This is a genomic window from Bacillus sp. CH140a_4T, assembly GCF_008923725.1.
GTDB lineage: Bacteria > Bacillota > Bacilli > Bacillales > Bacillaceae_G > Bacillus_A.
Genome location: NZ_WBPF01000016.1, coordinates 250,775 through 268,433, shown reverse-complemented (window position 1 = coordinate 268,433; position 17,659 = coordinate 250,775). Strand labels below are relative to the sequence as shown.

20 protein-coding genes are annotated in these 17,659 nt (G+C 35.9%); 4 read left to right on the top strand and 16 right to left on the bottom strand.

What is annotated here, in order from left to right; all coding sequences use genetic code 11:
* Window positions 1-25: 25 nt before the first annotated feature.
* From glpP to F8162_RS16800, 8 genes are all read right to left on the bottom strand, one after another.
* Window positions 26-586 (bottom strand): glycerol uptake operon antiterminator GlpP, encoded by a 561-nt coding sequence (glpP, locus tag F8162_RS16840; RefSeq protein WP_060629825.1) that lies wholly within the window; start codon window positions 584-586, stop codon window positions 26-28.
* 97 nt (window positions 587-683) lie between these two features.
* Window positions 684-1,133: a helix-turn-helix domain-containing protein gene (locus F8162_RS16835; protein ID WP_151631406.1), complete on the bottom strand. Its 450-nt coding sequence runs from the start codon at window positions 1,131-1,133 to the stop codon at window positions 684-686.
* Between the two features lie 353 nt (window positions 1,134-1,486).
* Window positions 1,487-1,687: a sporulation YhaL family protein gene (locus tag F8162_RS16825; protein WP_000449226.1), complete on the bottom strand. Its 201-nt coding sequence runs from the start codon at window positions 1,685-1,687 to the stop codon at window positions 1,487-1,489.
* A 76-nt stretch (window positions 1,688-1,763) separates the two neighbouring features.
* On the bottom strand, window positions 1,764-2,636 hold the full coding sequence (locus F8162_RS16820; RefSeq protein WP_151631408.1) for an alpha/beta fold hydrolase: 873 nt from the start codon (window positions 2,634-2,636) through the stop codon (window positions 1,764-1,766).
* A gap of 238 nt (window positions 2,637-2,874) precedes the next feature.
* Window positions 2,875-3,111 carry a Phr family secreted Rap phosphatase inhibitor gene (locus F8162_RS16815; protein ID WP_151631409.1) on the bottom strand — a complete coding sequence of 79 codons (237 nt, stop codon included), beginning with the start codon at window positions 3,109-3,111 and terminating at the stop codon, window positions 2,875-2,877.
* Window positions 3,111-4,205 (bottom strand): hypothetical protein, encoded by a 1,095-nt coding sequence (locus tag F8162_RS16810; protein ID WP_151631410.1) that lies wholly within the window; start codon window positions 4,203-4,205, stop codon window positions 3,111-3,113. The genes F8162_RS16815 and F8162_RS16810 overlap by 1 nt, the downstream gene beginning before the upstream one ends.
* 256 nt (window positions 4,206-4,461) lie before the next feature.
* Window positions 4,462-5,439, bottom strand: coding sequence for a ring-cleaving dioxygenase (locus F8162_RS16805; RefSeq protein ID WP_151631411.1), 978 nt, complete (start codon window positions 5,437-5,439; stop codon window positions 4,462-4,464).
* Between the two features lie 44 nt (window positions 5,440-5,483).
* Window positions 5,484-6,428: a ring-cleaving dioxygenase gene (locus F8162_RS16800; protein WP_151631412.1), complete on the bottom strand. Its 945-nt coding sequence runs from the start codon at window positions 6,426-6,428 to the stop codon at window positions 5,484-5,486.
* A gap of 648 nt (window positions 6,429-7,076) precedes the next feature.
* On the opposite strand from F8162_RS16800, the gene F8162_RS28765 reads away from it, so the two are divergent.
* Together F8162_RS28765 and F8162_RS16790 are read left to right on the top strand one after the other, a co-directional pair.
* A complete protein-coding gene (locus F8162_RS28765) occupies window positions 7,077-7,247 on the top strand; it encodes a hypothetical protein (protein ID WP_192797645.1) in 171 nt (56 codons plus the stop codon).
* A gap of 17 nt (window positions 7,248-7,264) precedes the next feature.
* Window positions 7,265-8,053: an MBL fold metallo-hydrolase gene (locus F8162_RS16790; RefSeq protein WP_151631414.1), complete on the top strand. Its 789-nt coding sequence runs from the start codon at window positions 7,265-7,267 to the stop codon at window positions 8,051-8,053.
* Window positions 8,054-8,342: 289 nt separating this feature from the next.
* Here F8162_RS16790 and yhaM read toward each other — a convergent pair whose 3' ends face one another.
* From yhaM to F8162_RS16775, 3 genes are read right to left on the bottom strand one after another with little or no spacing between them, the layout of a single operon-like run.
* On the bottom strand, window positions 8,343-9,287 hold the full coding sequence (yhaM, locus tag F8162_RS16785; RefSeq protein ID WP_151631415.1) for a 3'-5' exoribonuclease YhaM: 945 nt from the start codon (window positions 9,285-9,287) through the stop codon (window positions 8,343-8,345).
* A 41-nt stretch (window positions 9,288-9,328) separates the two neighbouring features.
* The gene (locus F8162_RS16780) at window positions 9,329-12,253 is read right to left on the bottom strand and encodes an ATP-binding protein (RefSeq protein ID WP_151631416.1); all 2,925 of its coding nucleotides are present in this window, start codon (window positions 12,251-12,253) and stop codon (window positions 9,329-9,331) included.
* Window positions 12,250-13,491 (bottom strand): metallophosphoesterase family protein, encoded by a 1,242-nt coding sequence (locus F8162_RS16775; protein WP_151631417.1) that lies wholly within the window; start codon window positions 13,489-13,491, stop codon window positions 12,250-12,252. Before F8162_RS16775 ends, F8162_RS16780 begins: the two co-directional genes overlap by 4 nt.
* Before the next feature lie 227 nt (window positions 13,492-13,718).
* Here F8162_RS16775 and F8162_RS16770 point away from each other — a divergent pair, with 227 nt between their 5' ends.
* A complete protein-coding gene (locus F8162_RS16770) occupies window positions 13,719-13,904 on the top strand; it encodes a YhzD family protein (protein ID WP_000539551.1) in 186 nt (61 codons plus the stop codon).
* Window positions 13,905-13,930: 26 nt separating this feature from the next.
* On the opposite strand, the gene F8162_RS16765 is transcribed toward F8162_RS16770, so the two are convergent.
* Window positions 13,931-14,293 (bottom strand): hypothetical protein, encoded by a 363-nt coding sequence (locus F8162_RS16765; RefSeq protein WP_151631418.1) that lies wholly within the window; start codon window positions 14,291-14,293, stop codon window positions 13,931-13,933.
* 154 nt (window positions 14,294-14,447) lie between these two features.
* Between F8162_RS16765 and F8162_RS16760 the strand changes: the two genes are divergently transcribed.
* The gene (locus tag F8162_RS16760) at window positions 14,448-14,588 is read left to right on the top strand and encodes a YflJ family protein (protein WP_000273536.1); all 141 of its coding nucleotides are present in this window, start codon (window positions 14,448-14,450) and stop codon (window positions 14,586-14,588) included.
* Window positions 14,589-14,621: 33 nt separating this feature from the next.
* Here F8162_RS16760 and F8162_RS16755 read toward each other — a convergent pair whose 3' ends face one another.
* From F8162_RS16755 to F8162_RS16740, 4 genes are all read right to left on the bottom strand, one after another.
* Window positions 14,622-15,041: a hypothetical protein gene (locus F8162_RS16755; protein WP_151631419.1), complete on the bottom strand. Its 420-nt coding sequence runs from the start codon at window positions 15,039-15,041 to the stop codon at window positions 14,622-14,624.
* A 122-nt stretch (window positions 15,042-15,163) separates the two neighbouring features.
* Window positions 15,164-15,598, bottom strand: coding sequence for a hypothetical protein (locus F8162_RS16750; RefSeq protein ID WP_151631420.1), 435 nt, complete (start codon window positions 15,596-15,598; stop codon window positions 15,164-15,166).
* Window positions 15,599-15,761: 163 nt separating this feature from the next.
* The gene (locus F8162_RS16745) at window positions 15,762-16,406 is read right to left on the bottom strand and encodes a response regulator (RefSeq protein ID WP_151631421.1); all 645 of its coding nucleotides are present in this window, start codon (window positions 16,404-16,406) and stop codon (window positions 15,762-15,764) included.
* Window positions 16,396-17,613: a sensor histidine kinase gene (locus tag F8162_RS16740; protein ID WP_151631422.1), complete on the bottom strand. Its 1,218-nt coding sequence runs from the start codon at window positions 17,611-17,613 to the stop codon at window positions 16,396-16,398. The genes F8162_RS16745 and F8162_RS16740 overlap by 11 nt, the downstream gene beginning before the upstream one ends.
* Window positions 17,614-17,659: the final 46 nt, after the last annotated feature.

Genomic DNA, 17,659 nt, shown 5'->3' with positions numbered 1-17,659 from the left:
TCAACAGAATTTTTTCACATTTTCGTCACTTTTTTTGGTAATGTTTCCATAGTTCGCGTTTTGATGTCGTAATTGCTGTCGCACCAGCATTTAACGCTTTCTCCACATCATCAACTGTACGAATAAAACCACCCGCCAAAATCGGTACACCAGTACGCTCTTTCACTTCAGCGATAATGTCCGTCATTGCTCCTGGAAGCACCTCTATATAATCTGGCTTCGTCTTTTCTAACAGATTGCAACTCTTCTCCATTGCACTCGAATCGATTAAAAAGATACGCTGAATTGCCACAACACCTTTTTGCTTCGCCTTCATAATTACGCTCGCCTTTGTCGAAAGTAACCCGTATGGTCTAAATTCCTGGCATAAATACTCCGTCGCATGCCCATCACTTTGTAATCCATGGATCAAATCAACATGTAAAAACACCTTCTTACAATATTGCTTCGCAAGTGATATAACACTCTTCAATTGACCAACATGAATATCTAAAATAACAATATACTCATACGAACTATGTAATAGCTTTTCCAAATCTTTAATTTGCCTCACTGCCGGCAAAATCTTTTGCTCATGAAATTCCATTCTAAATGTCCCCTTCTTTATGTCATCCTATCCTTTATAGTACACAATTTAAGTGAAAAGAACAGCTAGTGCAGGGGATTTCTTTCAAATCTTTCCTCTATTTATATATTTTCTTCAACTTATCAGAAGCCGTGCCACCTATAACCATTAATATGAGAGGTAAAAAGTTCATTACATACGGCGCATCCGCTAAAATTGTAATGCTCGCTCCTGCAAACTTATTTAATGTCCATACAACAATTTTGGTAAGAAACAAAAACACGCCCATCATAAAGAGACTATCGAAAAACACCTTCCATTTTGGATATGCTAATTGTTTGCTATCGTTAATTACTTTTTGTGTCAACTCTTCGTCACTCCTTAGTAGTTCATCAATCGTAATACCGAACAGATCGCTTAAATGAATAATAATTTCAATGCTCGGATAGTTCTTTCCCGTCTCCCATTTCGAAACAGATTGCCTACTTACATGAATTTTTTCAGCCAAATCATTTTGCGACCAATTTCGTTTTTCTCGTTCTTCTTTTAAACGTTCACTAAAAATCATACTGTGTTTATCACCTCTCTACGTCTAGTATGGGCAAATAACTGATGAAGAGTAAAGCTAGTTGTCGTTGCGTAGGTGGTGCAACTTTTGCGTTACATATCAAAATGGTGCAATTTCATACTTTATATCACGCTGGTTTTATATACTTTTCTTCTATAATAATTTCCCGAACAATAATCGTGCTTCTCAACATTGTCGTATTGTGTCGGTAAGTCGATATCTCATGTCGAATCGTTGATATATTGAAAAAAACGTTGATATATTCCAAGTTGCGTTCGATATATTTGAAAAATCGTTGATATATTTTAGGAAATAAAAAAGTGGATAACAATACGTTATCCACTCTTCTCTAATTATAATAAAACCGAATCTTTATCACTACTCTGATTACGCTTCTCTCGCTCTTCTTCTAAACGCTTCATATATACTTCGCCTTCTTTTTCGATAAACTCATTATCCATATCTTGTTCTTTTTTTGAAGTATATAAAACCATGTAGCCACTTAATACGATCCCTACGATTACAAGATACACCCACCATGGTAAAGTTTCCACTTAACTTCATTCCCTTCCTTAGACAAGCCTTATTAGTTTCACTGTATGAGGAAAGAAGTGGATTTATGCTTAAAATTTATTGTGGATTCTTCGCGAAGAACGCTTGTACATATTCCATAAATTCGATTGGCTCCTGGCGAAACGGTGCGTGGTATCCTTTTTCAATGATATGGAACGTACTATTTGCAAATAGCTCATGATACAGTTCACCATTTTCCCAAGAAACGCTCTTATCGTGTCGTCCCCATATAATTAAAGTCGGAACCTTAATCTTGTCTGCTTCCATCGCGATGCGGCGCTCTCTCATTTTCGTAAGCTGATCATAATGCTCTTTATCGTCGCGACTATTTTTCACTGCATTTTTATTATAATCCGTAATCTCTGTTACAGTTTGTAAGTCTGTTGATAGTGGCGGCACTTCATAACTTTCTTTTTGCTGGAAAGACTCTATCCCTGTAGAGTCTGCTAAAACGAGATGCGTTACTGCATCCGGATATAAATACGCTAAATTTAGAGACATCTCTCCGCCCATCGAATGACCCAGTACTGCGAATTGATCGTATCCGAGTTTCTTCATTAACTTATAATATAAATTCACTTGCGCAGGAAACGAATACTGAAAATCAACCGGCTTAGAAGAACGCCCAAATCCTAAAATATCAACCGCAATAATCGTATGATTCTTCATAAGTTCCGGATAAATATCACTAAATCCATCAGATGAACCACCAAATCCGTGAAGCATAAGTAAAGGCGGTTTTCCCTCGCCAATTTGCTTAAAATAAATCGTCTGCCCATCAATCTGTGCCATACTCTCTTTCGTATTCAGCTTCATCATAACAGTATCTTTCACTTCTCCAACCTTCGCAATCGGCTTATCAACGAAGTTACATACGATTAACAAAACGAGCATAATACCGCTAATGAAATAAAATTTAAACCGTTTCAAATTCCCGTCTCCTTTCTTAAATTGCTATTTAAAGTTTTTACATTATTTGGTTGTTTTATGATTAATTTTAATTGTAACTATTACGGTTACAATTATATTAAAAAAATATTACTCACTGTTATTATTAACGGTTACTTTGTAACTATTATAGTTACATATTTAAAGTAAGTCAATTCTTTTCTCTACATGGCCTAATAACAAAGAAAGAGACTTCAACATGAAGTCTCTTTCTTTGTTATTAGAGTTGGCTTACTCCACCGCCGTCGCCTCTATTATCTGCTGGTGCTCCGCCATCTCCTTTATTGAAGTTGGCTGGCGCTCCTCCACCGTCCCCGACACTTACATAATCTGGTCTTGCTGGTGCTCCGCCTGTCTCTCCTATATTTAATGCTTGATTTGTAAACGCACTGTTAACTCCAATTGATAACGCACCTACTAACGCAATCCCCAACATTCCAAAGTGAATCTTTTTCATTATTTTAGCGCTCCTTTTTTTAATAATTTTTTTTGAGCTTTATGACTCATGTAAAAATAGTGACTTGCTTTATTGTGATTCTCTTCTTTATGAAACCTTAGAGCTAACATTTCAGCGTATTCCTGTATACAATCCCATAGCTCTTCTTTTTCAAAATAAGTAATACCTTCTAAAACTACTTGCTCTAAGCTTAATGTAGGTGATTTTTCGTTTACACTTTTCAAAATCATAAAACGATATTGAAACTCTTCCTTATTTAATTCTTTACAAATATCCAAACCTTTTTCAACCAGATCTGCTGCCAATTGATATTGCCCTAATTTATAACATTCACGCGCTTCAACAAATAGCGCTTTAAAAAATTTCGGCTGTTTTTTTGTAACTTCGGATGCATGGCGAACTGCAAGTTCCGATAAATCTTGACTAGCATACAAAAAGGCTAAATTATGACGCACCATTAAAATATATTTTTCATAATTTACCTTTTGAAAAATATCCATAGCAGCATTAAAGCTTTCTTCCGCGAGTTCATAATTTTTCAAATCTACACAGCACAGACCAAAAGCATTTTCACATAGCGCTATATTTATTTCGCAACCTATATGTTTTTTGAACTCTTCTTTCGCTTTTCTCAAATAGTCAATTGCATTAACTTGTTGATATGTCTGATAGTAAAAATTACCCATACGATAATCAAACTCTGCATTTTCTAAAGAGTGTGAAACGTATTTCAGTAGTTCATTTGCTTTTTCATAACTTTCCTTCGCATCGCTATATTTAGACATTGAAGTACAATATATTCCTTTAAAAAAATGATAATAATACGCTAAAAACCCTTTAGTTGGAATTTCAAAAGATTCTATTCTCTCAAAACTATTTTCTTTTATATTCAACCAATCCGTCAGCATTTTATATCTAAAATCTAATAAGGTAAAATACAAAGATAACTCCTGATCCACATCCAGCCCACTAATCTTACTATCAATCTCCTCTTTCATTTCTGTGGCTTTCTCTATATTTTGCTGCAACATTACACGATACCAATCATCTAAAGAATGTTTCATTTGCTCCCGTGTTACTACGTCTGCTCCCATACACCTGCATCTCCTTTTCTCAAACTTACAAAATTAGGATATTTATACAATTATCCAAATTGTATATTACCACCCCTTTTCTATGTATTGAAAAATAATTGTCAGAAAATTTATAATTTAAATGAATTATACCAAATATTTCTATTTTAAAAACTTGAGAAACATTTTTCAGAAAATTTTATAAGCGAAATAAAAAAAACAAGCAGTTCCAGCGATTAGCTAAAACTACTTGCTCTCCTACTTATTCTCTCTATTGTTACTCTTTAATAAATTCCTTCGTACTTCTCACTGTATCAATTGGACGAACTAATTTTTCGATTTCTTCACGTTTTGGCTCTAGGAACGGAGGTAATGATAACTTTTCGCCAAGTGTTTCGTATGGCTCATCTCCCATAAATCCTGGGCCGTCTGTTGCAAATTCAAATAAAATTTGTGGTGCAACTCTTGCGTATAATGACTCAAAGAAGTGACGATTTACATAGCCAGATGATGGAAGTCCAACGCTACCGATTCTCTCAATCCACTCTTCTAATACAGCACGATCTTCTACGCGGAATGCAGCATGGTGCACTGTACCAAAACCTTGTTGTGCTTCTGGAAGAACCGTATTATGTTCTACAATAACAGATGCACCGTTTCCACCTTCGTTTACTTCAAATAAATAGAATTCTCCTTCTTGCTCAATCTCTTTAAATAATAGAACTTTTTCTAACACTTCTTTAAAGAAACTAAAGTTTGAAATGCGGATAAATACAGGTCCTAAGCCAGTAATTGCATATTCTAATGGAACTGGTCCGTTTTGCCACGGTGTACCTGATTCTATCCCGTTATCAAGTTCATCTGAGATTAATTGATAGTGTTGGTCATCAAAGTCAACGAAAGAAAGAGTCTTCTTACCAAATTGCTCTTTAATTCCTGTATGTTCTACTTCAAGACGGTCAAAACGTTTCACCCAATATGCTAACGCTACATCAGTTGGCACTCGGAATGAAGTTTTTGAAATTTCATTCGTACCGTGTACTCCTTTTGGAATACCTGGGAAGTCAAAGAATGTCATATCTGTTCCTGCACTACCTTTATCATCTGCAAAGAATAAATGGTACGTTTGAATATCATCTTGGTTTACTGTTTTTTTAACTAAACGCATTCCTAAAACGTGAGTGAAAAACTCATAGTTCTTTTCTGCACTACTTGTAATTGCTGTAACGTGGTGAATTCCTTTTAATTGGTTCATTTTATATTCCTCCAGTGGTTTTAAATTTTATATTTTCTCTTCTATTACTTCTCTTCAATAGGTGCTAATTTCGCTTCAATTTCTGCTCGCTGATCTTCTAAGAACGGCGGTAAATCAAGTTTTTCTCCTAAATGTTCTACATCGCCATCAACTGTAAATCCTGGTCCATCTGTCGCAATTTCAAATAGGATTCCGTTTGATTCGCGGAAGTATAAGCTTTTAAAGTAGAAACGGTCGATAATGCCTGAAGAATGGAAACCTTTTTGTATCACCTGTTCTTCCCAATAAGCTAGCTCTGCATCGTTTTTTACACGAATTGCTAAATGGTGAATGCTACCGCGGCCCGGCCTTTCAGTAGGACCATCTAAATATTTCACAACCATTTCTCCGAAGGCTTCCCCTTTAATAGACTGGAAAACCGCTTCTTCATCGCTTCGGCTAATCTCTGTATAACCAAATATGTCTGTAAGTGTACTCGCCAGTTTATCAAGCCTACGCACTGTCATTTCCACAGAACCCATTCCTTGAATTTGATGCTGTGCAGGAACTTCGGATTTCTCCCACGTTTCCCATTGCTCTACTTTTTCTCCGTTTGAAACGAGTAACACGAGGCGAAGACCTTCCGCATCCTCAAATTGCAAAGCAGGACGATTTGCATATGTTGTCATTTCACTATGTTCCACACCAAGTTTCTCAAATCGTTCTTTCCAGTAATGTAAGCTTTCCTCTGAAGGAACGAGTAATCCGATTCGCGTAATTGCATTCGTACCACGGTATGTTTTTCCTACTAAAGGCATTTCAAAAAATGATAATTCCGTACCTGGACTTCCTGTTTTATCTCCGTAAAATAAGTGATACATAGACGGATCATCTTGATTTACCGTCATTTTCACACGGCGTAAACCAAGTACGTTTTTATAAAAATGGTTATTCTCACTTCCGTTTTTTGTAACCATTGAAATGTGATGATGCCCTTTAATTTCATACATTGATAATTCCTCCATTTCATTTTACTAGTCAAGTGACAACTAAAAAATAATATGCTTCTTAGTTTTTTAATTTATTCTCATTATATTTTTGTAAATTCATCTTAGTTTTTACTGAATAAGTTACTTTTTTTTTTAATCGAAAGCAAGTGAGTGTATGTTTTTCATATGACTCAATCGCTTTCGTCACTATCACTTTACAACTCAAGTGATTAAAAAGCAAGTAATTTATCTCAAGTTCGAGATATTTTTTTATTGCATAACATTTTGAACTTGAGAATGATGAATTTCTATATGGGATAGTGTCATAAAAATGTGGATTTACAACGCTAAGTTCATTTTTCATAAATCGGAAAGTATCGATTTTGTTAATCCTACCCTTTATTTAGAAAGAGCTGTTCTTTTAAGACCTAATAACTAACGTTCTTGGACTAAAAATTCGCGAAATTCTTGGTTTGAGGACATTATAAAATTCATAAGTTGATGGATGTGAGATATCGCCAGCATTTTTGAAAAAACACGCTAAGAGCATGCAAGATTTTATACAGTTTTTCGGCTAATCCAGTAACAAACAAAAACCCTAAAACCGCACCAGGATAGAAATGTATAAAAAATACATAGATCCATAGAACGTAAAAAGGAGGTTCCCTTGTGAGAGCAGGGTTCCTCCTTGTCCTTGCTACCGATAATAGGACGTTATGTCAACCTAACATGTATAGGATATACACTGTTCCTTATCCAACTAAATGGCAGTTTAGTTCAAGAATGACAGTAGAGGTTTCAAGTAAGTTAATGGAGAATATTATTGATATGAGAGTTTAGAAAGGGGAATTTAATAAATGGTTGAAATTAAAGACTCCTGGTTTACAGTAAATCAAATAGATAATACAACTTTCGCTATTAGTGAGTATGGACATTGGGAACAAGTTCACTCTTATTTATTAATTGGCGAGGAGAAAGCTGCATTAATTGATACGGGTCTTGGGATTGATAACATAAAGAGGATTACAGACCAGCTTACAAATTTACCGATTATTGTTTTAACAACACACGTCCATTGGGATCATATTGGAAGTCATGGTGAATTTAAGAATATTTATGTACATAAGGATGAAGAAGACTGGCTAGTCAATGGTATTAAGAAACTTTCTATCGAACAAATCAGAAAAGATGTAAGTCGTGATATTACAATACCCATGCCAGCAACGTTTAATCCAGACACCTATAAACCCTTTCAGGGTAATCCTACAGGTTTGTTAAATGATGGTGATGAAATAGAGATAGGAAATAGAAAGTTGACTATCTACCATACTCCAGGACATTCTCCGGGACATATTTCAATTTTAGATAATAGTAAAGGTTATTTATTTACAGGTGATTTGCTTTATGATGGGACTCCAGTGTATGCTTTTTTCCCAACGACCAACCCTCTGGATTTAACGCAATCGTTAAAAAAAATATCCAACATTCCCAATGTAACGAAGATTTATGGAGGACATAATACAATAGGTCTTGATGCAAGCCTTTTACAAGAAGTGGGAAATGCAGTTGAAGAACTTAAAGAAAAAGATCAAGTAAGATTCGGAACTGGAATTCATAAATTCAAAGGATTTAGTGTGCAATTTTAATTATGCTTATTAAACTAACGGGGGCTTTAATTGAGCAAGAAACTAAAAACTTTTAACTACCGATATCGAGAATTATGTAAATAAGCTGCCCATATGGACAGCTTATTGTATTTTTTCTAAAATGCTGGCGTTACTCAACTAAAAAGTTGATATGATCCCTTTCTAGTGGCAAGATATGTTTTATTAGTTCTTCGTTACACCCATGCGTACTTCTTAACTATTTTATTTTCAATAAAAAACAGCCCCACTAAGCTTATTAACACTTAATGAGGCCACTTTATTCACATTATTAATTATGGAACGTCGGTTTATAGAACGAACGATTATCAAGTGCAAAGACACGCTCAGTGTATTCGCCTGGTTTTGTGCGCCCTAATGCACGGTCCATCATGTTCATTTTTGCATCTAAGTTATCGATGTAATGCAGAATTTCTGCTTCTTTTACTAATGGTGGTTTTGGACTACCCCATTCCGCTTTTCCGTGGTGAGAAAGGACGATGTGTTGAAGAATTAATACTTCTTCTGCATCGATGTTCAGCTCATCTGCTGCTTTACCAATTTCGTTCACCATAATAGAAATGTGGCCTAGTAAATTTCCTTCTAACGTGTACGTCGTAGAAATTGGACCAGATAATTCGATTACTTTACCAAGGTCGTGTAAAATAACGCCTGCATAAAGTAAGTCTTTATCTAATGATGGGTATAGATTTGAAATAGCTTTCGCTAAATCAAGCATCGATACGACGTGATAAGCTAATCCAGATACGAACTCGTGATGATTCTTTGTCGCTGCTGGATATTCTAAAAATTCATTTTGATGCTTATTTAATAAATGTCTTGTTAGACGTTGAATGTTTGGATTTCTCATTTCGAATATGTATTGCGTAATTTTCTCGACCATATCTTCTTTTTTCACTGGTGCTTTTTCTACGAAGTCTGAGACATCTGTTACTTCATTTTCATTCGCAACTCGGATTTGTTTCACACGTAATTGAATACGTCCTTTGTAGTTTAAAATATCACCAGCTACTTTAACGATTGTTTCCGCTACATATTGTTTCTCAACCTCTGGCGATACGTCCCATAGCTTCGCTTCAATATCTCCACTTGGATCTTGTAAGATTACTGTTAAAAACGGCTTTCCATTGCTTGCTAAACCTTTTGTCGCTGTTTTAATTAACAAGAAAACATCGACTTGTTCACCAACTTCATATTCTGCAATTTTCTTTTTCATTCGAATTCCTCCACCATATCAGTTACTTTTAGTATAGCACACTACAACTCATTTTCTTTACGCTTACGCACTAATTTTATAATCTGTTTTTCTGTAAAATACGTTAGTAAATGCGCATGACATGTAAAGAAGATGACTTGCCTATCTTCCGCAATTTCCTTTATGAGTTCAATTGTACGATTCGTCCTTACCGCATCAAAGTGCACGAAACTATCATCAATAATGAACGGATAGTCATGCTCAAATGTTTTCGCTAATGCAAATCGTAACGATAAATATAACTGCTCCGCTGTCGCTTGGCTTAGTTCATGACTGTAAAAACGCATACCGTCGTTACGCTCGACAATGAACGGTTCCGCCTCTGACGGTGAAAAGATTTTACTATATCGTCCGCCTGTTAAATAGACGAAATACTCTTCTGATTTTTGTAAAATAAGAGGAAGATGTACTTCGTGATAATATTGCTTCGTTTTCGTTAACACTGTCTTCGCGGCCGCATACGCAGCCCACTTCTTCACTTGTTCACGCACTTGCGCTTTTTTCATTTCCCATTCGTGCAGTAAATCACCGTACGTACTTCCTTCTTCTAAATTCGCAATTTCCATACGATGCTTCGCAATACGCTCTGTCAGTTCTTTCTCTTTCGTAAGACAGTTTTGCGCGGCTTTAATTTCTTGCTTTAATTTTTCATCATAACCGTCAGCCTCATAATGTTCAGCTAATGATAAACTCGTTAAACGCTGTTCTAACAGATCGATTTGCGGTAATAAACGTCCCACTTGTTTCTCGGCATCTTCACATTTTTCTGCTAGTTTACCCGCTTCTAAAAACATCTCTTCATCTGTAGAATGTGCGATATGCCATAAACTATCTCGTTCTACTAACAGTTGTTTCAATTGCTCTTGCATGAACTCATATTCTTCTTGCCATTCCGCAAGCTTCTCTTTTAGCTGCTTACAAGTTTGGCGCTTTTCTTTCTCATTTTGCATACGGATTTGCGCCTCGTGCAGCTTACTATACTCCGCACTACCGATAACAGTTTCTAGTTTATGTTCAAAATGCGAAATCATTTCATATAATGAAGATTTACGCTCACTTTTCTTCTCTAAATCACGATATAATTGCTGCATTTTTTCCATACGCTCAAACGCCGGTAATATGTGCGCATACGTATAAAATTCAGGGAACGTATAGCGCATTTTATACACATTTACTTGTTCGCTAATGCGGAACGTTTCTCGCTCCCATTCCTCATACGATGAAACGACTTTATCATACGCTCGCTCCATTTGCTGTAACTTATACGCCTCGCGTTCAAATAGCTTACGAAGCTCTTCATCTTTTTCTAACTGATAGCGCACAGACATCGCTTCTTCACTTTGTCTCCCGCCAGCACTTTGCTGAAGAGTAAGAAGCTCTTCTTGTAGCCCGCTTGACGGATCTTTATATAAAACGAGGGCAAGAACAATCCCTACAAAAACAATAACACTAATAAATAAGAGCAGGCGGTTATCTATAAATAAGCTTGTAAATAAAACGACTGTGTTAATAAGAAGTAAAAGAAGACAAACTCTTTGCCACTGTTTTTTCTTTTGCATAGCCGCTCCTGCTTTTTCCTCATACTTGCGCTTCATTCTCTCTGCGCCCATACCGATAAATGCCGCATCTTGGAACGACTTCTCTTTCTCAGCTAACGCATTTCGCTCTTCATCCGCTAACATTTGTTGCTTAATCTGTCTTATATTTTCTTCTTGTTCTTCTAATTGATCCTGCGCTACTTTAAAACGATCATCAAGTTGTGCTTTTTGCGTTTCTAATTCGCGTGCTTTTTGTACTGTTTGCGTAATTAACTCTTTTGTCGCCAAACTCATATCAAACGAAAGAACTGTTTCTTTTTCAAAAGTAGCACCAATTTGTTGCTCTAGTTCTGTCAGTTCTTCTTTTATATTCGTAATCGTTCCTGTCATATCGGGCATTTCTTGGCGTGCATTTTCATAAGACATATTCTGCATTCGAAGTTCTTCTACATAACTTTCTTTTTGTAAAAACTCTTCATCTATTTGAATCGATTCCATTTCCGATTGCACATTCTCAATTTTTTTATAGAGCGAATCAACTTGTAATTGGAGCGGCTCCATCTTCGCCTTAATCGCTTCATAACGCGCCGTTCCGTTTACAGGAAATTGCCCTCTCCCGTTTTCTAACACTTTCTCATGCGCACGCTTTTCAATAACGAGAGGCTCAAGCGCTGCTAATATTTCATAATCTTGCTTTCGTTTTTCTGCACTCTCTTTTTCCGCACGAACAGTAGCTAGTTTCTCTTCACTCTCTTTTAACTGCTCCACTTGCTTTTCATACGTGCCAATTTTCCCTTGCCATTCTTTCATCTTCTCTTCAAGCTTCTTCATTTCTTGCAGTGACACGTTAATTTCCGGTTTACGGCCACTCGGCTTAAAGCGCTGATCCATTTCTTTTTCTAGCTTTTTATCTAGCTGTAATAATGCATCACTTCCGACTGCGCTTGCCGAAAATAAATAATTTCCGATATCCGCTTCGCCGAGCTGATGAATATTTTGAAGACCGTGCATATCAAATGAAAAGACGGATTCAAATAAACTTTCATTCATCCCGCTTAATATATCGTGTAAAATTTCCTCGCCGCCTGTTTTCCCGTCCTCAAAATAAACGGTCACCTCGCCAGCTGCTGTCTTTGGCAATCGTTCAATTTTCAAACGGCCGTACTTCTCTGTTTGCACAGTCATCGCACCGCCATACTTGCCGCCTTCTTTCGGCTCATAACGGCGCTGTCCTCTCGTCGGAAAACCGAATAAAATGCTTTTCATAAATGAGCGAATTGTCGATTTACCCGCTTCATTTTCACCGTATAACACCGTCAGCATTGACAGATCCATTTCCACGTTTTCTAATTTTCCGTACCCATAAATATGGATTTTTTCAATTCTCATTTCTTATCCCTCTCTTGCTGGAATAATTGCTCTAAAATAATATTTTCTGCTTCCTTTTGAATCTCTTTCTTCTCTTCTTCTGTAAAAGATTCAATACTATTACGTGCTACAGGAGATGTCCAAATACTGCGCAACACGCCGTCCATATTGGTGAAAGCTTCTAACTCTTTTAGCACACTACCGACGAAATGATTTTCCTCTTTCAAACGCTCGATTTCCGCAAAAGAAACCGTCTCATTTTTCCACTTCATCGCATATACGAAGTCTTTTCGCTCTTCGCCAGCTGCTAAAATATGAAAAATCTCTTCCACACGTTTTTCATCACGTAAATAAGGAGAAAGTGGTCCCTGCCCTGTAAATACGACAGTTAAAAGCGTCCCTTCTTCTTCTCTTCGGCATTCATTCATCGCACTTGATATCACAGTCATAAGTTCATCGACATTTTCAAGCCCATCGATACTCACTTCTATCTCATCCCACAAAACATCCGCCGTATGGAAAAATGAACATTGCGTTCCTTGTTTCGTAAGTTCAATCAAGTACGCACCCTTCTCCCCTGTTTCCTTACGATGACGCCCTTGTATGTTCCCTGGATAAATAATGTATGGCTCTTCTGATAAAATTTCACGTTTATGTATATGGCCAAGAGCCCAATAATCAAACTGCTTTTCTTTCAGCTCACGAATTTGAAACGGTGCATAGCGATTATGCTCTGCATCCCCCTCCACACTACCGTGTAGCATACCAATATGAAAAGGCGCATCACTCATTTTCGTATACTGTGCTGTCATATTATCCGTTACCGCTTGCTGCAAATAACTAAATCCGTAAATAGAAGCTACTAGCTCACCATTTTTATAAAATGATTTCTCTTCTACATAAGGCTCCGTAAACACATGAACATTTTCCGGAAATTCAATTGCTGCCCAGCTTCCCCCTAAATGATCGTGGTTACCGTGAATAATAAAAACAGGGATATCGTATTGCGCCAGCCTCTTCATTTGCTCGCGCACAAACACTTGCGCTCTCAAACTTCTCGTCTCCGCATCATACAAATCCCCGGCTAGTAATACGAAATCAACGCGCTCTTGAATCGCTTTATCAACAATACGCTCGAACGATTCAAACGTACTCTGCTTCATTCTCTCCCAAACAGACTGCCCAACATTCATCTCCATCCCTTTAAACGGACTATCCAAATGCAAATCAGCCGCATGTATAAACTTCACTTGTTTCACAAATAACGATCCTTTCTATCTTTCAAAAGTTTCATTTTATCCGCATGAACACAAACAATACATGCTCAATTGGTGAAAACTAGTAATAAGCAGGAAATAAAAAACTCCCCACTGATTAAAGTTTCACCTTATTGTAACACGCAATGTCATATATTTCTTTGCATATTCTAGTGATTTATGCCAAAATAGTTATAAGATTCTGATTTTTATTATTGGAGGGAATTTTCATGGGAGTATACGTTCTAACAGTCTTTGAAAAAGATGGTTCTAAAGCATTAGATGAATCATTTGAGGCGGCAACTGAAAAAGAAGCGAAAGCAAAAGGTGAATCTATTTTACAAGAAAAAGGATTGTATGAAAAAACACATCGCTGCACATCTTCTGCAGGTAAGCTCGTTTTATTCCAGCGCTAAAAAAAGAAGCGTCATCCGCTTCTTTTTCACTCTACTATATCTTCGTCACACCACGTAAACGCCACATCTAGAATGCGATTACCGATATGTACGCGCTTATTCCATTTTCCTGTTTGGATCTGATGTTGCAATTCTGCTTTCATCTTTTCCGTCCAGTCGTGAATCGTTTCACTACCGTTGTACGGATATACGCCTGGAAACTCTTTCTGCAGTAGATGCAAGCTCTCTGCATCAAAATGAAAATGGAAGAAGTAGTTTGCTGTAAGCGATGGTTCTTGCAATCGTAAAAAATGATCATCAATTTGCTTTCTATTTCTATAGAAAGTAAAGATATTCACTTTACCGCTCGTAATTTGGTCAATTTGAATTTCGTGCTTCTCTATAATCACGTCTTGCCCACCTCGTTATATACTATCCTTAGTATATATGTCTTTTGCAACAAAGTTAACCATTTTCGCGCGAAATTCATTTCCTTCATTATATTACCTGTACCTCCAAGTACAATCAGAACAAATAAAAACAAAGTTGAAGGGGAGCGATCACATGTATTTCGGAAGCAAAGGTTGGTATGTAAAAGAACTTAAAAAATTAGGTATTCGTACTTACGAAGGTAAAAAACTAGAATCATATCGTACGCATGTGTTATCTAGTTTACTTGAGAGAATGAAGAAGGCTTCGGCTTAATAGATGTAGGAAGCGACTAAGGTTGCTTCCTTTTTATTTAGCTAAAAAAAGAAATAATCCTATCTTATTTACCATTATACTCTCTTGATAAAAACCACCCATTATCAACTGAATCTCTAGTACCAAATACTCTTCCAGATAATCATTTGTATATATTTCAAATTCTCCATACTTATTAACTCGTCCGCTTCCAACATACATATCACCACTTGTTATGATAATTGTTGAATGAGGTTCTGCACGGCCCAATATGCGATTATTACTATAGTCCAAAGCATCCACATTTATTTTTTGATGAATATTATTAACCGAATCTCTACATTTATTTTCACACAAATTAACATTGCTTTCTTCTGCCCTCAAAAGTGCTCGATTCCTGCTAGTCTTTTCTAAAGAGAAAGCAACATTCCCCAGCCAACTAAACCTATCAAATATAGTAATAGGTAGAAACATCTACGTTAACTCCCCCATTCTTCCAATACTTCCTTCTCATTTTTTATCAACTACAGTCTTTTAATGAGCTGACAGCAATACGTTTTATGTTGGGATAAAAGAAAACAGCTTTGATTTCCTATTCAATTTCGCACTGTTAATTTGTACAGAATACATAGAATACTGTTTTTTACCCCAGATGCAATAACAACGCTACACAAAAGAAACCACGGTCCATTAAATGTAAATCCATCTTCAAATATATTAATAATAATTATGTTGCCAATTATTAAGAGAATCCATGAAATGGAAAACTGTTTTCCATTTGTAATATATAAAACTTCATCCTCATAACAGACTGTAATTCCCCCACCTTGCCAAACACCAATAGCGAAAGAAAAAAGCGTAACTGCCAGTAACTCTGCTTGTAAATCCCTAGTCATTGGTTGCGGCACCATATAAGTAATAATCCCTATCATCATGAGAAAAGCTATAATATCTATCCAGTTTAATTTTCTTTGTTTGCTTTGCAGCCAAATAAAGAAAATTAATACAGGAATTAAAAGCAAAGTTTCCATTTACTTATTCTTCTTCCTTTCCTACATTAGAAACGTCTATAATTGTAATGCAATTAGATTGTTCTTAAATCTCTCATACTTTCTGAAGCATAACATGAGAAAGAAATAAAAAAATCGTACAAAAGGGCAAGCCTTTCATGTACGATTGGGCATATATAATGTTTTAAAAATGAATTAACTTTCTTTCAATAGATACAGCTACTGCTTCTGACCGTGAATTAACACCTAATTTATTGTATATATTTGTTAAATATGCTTTTACCGTTCGCTCAGCTATTCCCATATCAAATGCAATTTCTTTATTCTTATATCCGCGCGCAATAGCTTTCAGCACAAACAATTCTTTAACCGTTAAGTTATTTTCTGCAACCTTATCAGCATGTACTTCTTTCCTTTTATACTTCACTATCTTTTCCATAATATTTGGTTGTAGTAAAATCTCACCTCGAATAGCCGCTTCCAATGTTCGAAACAAATTCTCTCGATCCGTATCTTTTAGCAAATATCCTTTTGCCCCTAACTCAATTCCCTTTAACATTAATTCATCTTCGTTATAAGTAGTTAATATAATAATCGGCGTATAGTTTTGTTTTTCATTCAAAGCCTCAATTGTTTCTAAACCACTCATTTTAGGCATATTCAAATCCATTAAAATGACATCAGGTTTCTTCTTTTCTATGAAAGAAAGGGCCTCTTCTCCGTTTGCAGCCTCACCTATAATTTGAAATGAATCACTCGTTTCTATTATTAATTTCAGACCTTCTCTTACAACGAAATGATCATCTATAATTAATACGTTATGCTTCATGGCTATCTCCTTCTTTATTTATAGGCACTTGAATATACACTTTCGTACCTTTCATCTTTTCACTCAATATATGTATTTCTCCCTTAATCAATCGAACACGCTCATTTAGACCAATTAAACCATAATGTCCAGGATTCTTACCGATATATCTAGTGTCAAAACCAATTCCATTATCTTCAACTTCAATAGTAAGTTTTTCAAGATCATCGATATATTCAACATTTAAATTTACATCTGCTGCCTGTGAATGTTTTGCGATATTTGTTAAACATTCACTAATTACATATAAGCAGTGCTCTTTTACTACGCTTGAAATATACGGTGGACTTTGGATAGTGCATCTCACATGTATAGACGTAGCTTCAGAAAAACGTTGAACCTCTTCTTTTACTGCTCCATTAAATGAATTAGTAGTATGACGCAAATCATCAATAACCAACCTTGCATCATGTAAAGTTTGTCTCGCTCTTATCATAGTTTGTTTCATAATCTCTTGAGATCGTCCTGTATTCCCTTTTTGCATATGGGCGTCTATCGCTTCCAATTGCATAATTAAGCTTGCTAAACCTTGCGCTAACGTATCATGTAAATCTCTTGCCATACGTTGTCTTTCATTAGCTAATGTCAATTCTTCCACTCTCATATATGCAGACTCTAACTCTTGAATATAGCTCTGTATACGATTACGTGCATCAAATTGCTGCTTATTAATATAAGAAAAAGGAATAATAATTGCTAACACTAAAAGAAACATAGAGATAAGAATAGCTAATTTATTCACACCATAATTGATACTAATTGCAGCACAAAATATTGCATACATAAGAGTAAAAACTGCCATTACTTTAAATATATTGTTATAAACATATAAACTTTGGGCGATTAAAATAGGAGTTAATCCAACAAAAATCGCTATCGAAGCATTTGTTGCAATAAACGCAGCCAAAAACACAATGAAAAGTTGTACAAAAAAGAAGTACAACAATTGCCTATTTTTTAATGAACTGGCATACCAATGAAAAATAGTATGAATAACAATGACTATTGTAAAGAAAAAACTATCCATAGAGAAAATATTATTACGAAATTCTAAAAGTATTGAAGCTATATATACGAGTGTAATCCATAAAATAATAAACCTTCTTGGAATAAATACCACTTCCAATACATTTGTATCCAAATCTATATTTAAACTTATTTTTTTCATATCTGACCTCCACCATTACATTATACAAGATGCAACTTACATTTTG

Bases quoted from the DNA above. Each gene is read 5' to 3' on its own strand.
- F8162_RS16810 (WP_151631410.1), bottom strand. From the start codon at position 4,205: ATGGGAGCAGACGTAGTAACACGGGAGCAAATGAAACATTCTTTAGAT.
- F8162_RS16815 (WP_151631409.1), bottom strand. From the start codon at position 3,111: ATGAAAAAGATTCACTTTGGAATGTTGGGGATTGCGTTAGTAGGTGCG.
- yhaM (WP_151631415.1), bottom strand. From the start codon at position 9,287: ATGAAAAAGAAAATTGCAGAATATGAAGTTGGTGAACAAGTCGATGTT.
- F8162_RS16750 (WP_151631420.1), bottom strand. From the start codon at position 15,598: ATGGAAACTTTGCTTTTAATTCCTGTATTAATTTTCTTTATTTGGCTG.
- F8162_RS16740 (WP_151631422.1), bottom strand. From the start codon at position 17,613: ATGAAAAAAATAAGTTTAAATATAGATTTGGATACAAATGTATTGGAA.
- F8162_RS16760 (WP_000273536.1), top strand. From the start codon at position 14,448: ATGTATTTCGGAAGCAAAGGTTGGTATGTAAAAGAACTTAAAAAATTA.
- glpP (WP_060629825.1), bottom strand. From the start codon at position 586: ATGGAATTTCATGAGCAAAAGATTTTGCCGGCAGTGAGGCAAATTAAA.
- F8162_RS16780 (WP_151631416.1), bottom strand. From the start codon at position 12,253: ATGAGAATTGAAAAAATCCATATTTATGGGTACGGAAAATTAGAAAAC.
- F8162_RS16800 (WP_151631412.1), bottom strand. From the start codon at position 6,428: ATGTATGAAATTAAAGGGCATCATCACATTTCAATGGTTACAAAAAAC.
- F8162_RS16790 (WP_151631414.1), top strand. From the start codon at position 7,265: ATGGTTGAAATTAAAGACTCCTGGTTTACAGTAAATCAAATAGATAAT.
- F8162_RS16805 (WP_151631411.1), bottom strand. From the start codon at position 5,439: ATGAACCAATTAAAAGGAATTCACCACGTTACAGCAATTACAAGTAGT.
- F8162_RS16835 (WP_151631406.1), bottom strand. From the start codon at position 1,133: ATGATTTTTAGTGAACGTTTAAAAGAAGAACGAGAAAAACGAAATTGG.
- F8162_RS16755 (WP_151631419.1), bottom strand. From the start codon at position 15,041: ATGTTTCTACCTATTACTATATTTGATAGGTTTAGTTGGCTGGGGAAT.
- F8162_RS16770 (WP_000539551.1), top strand. From the start codon at position 13,719: ATGGGAGTATACGTTCTAACAGTCTTTGAAAAAGATGGTTCTAAAGCA.
- F8162_RS16745 (WP_151631421.1), bottom strand. From the start codon at position 16,406: ATGAAGCATAACGTATTAATTATAGATGATCATTTCGTTGTAAGAGAA.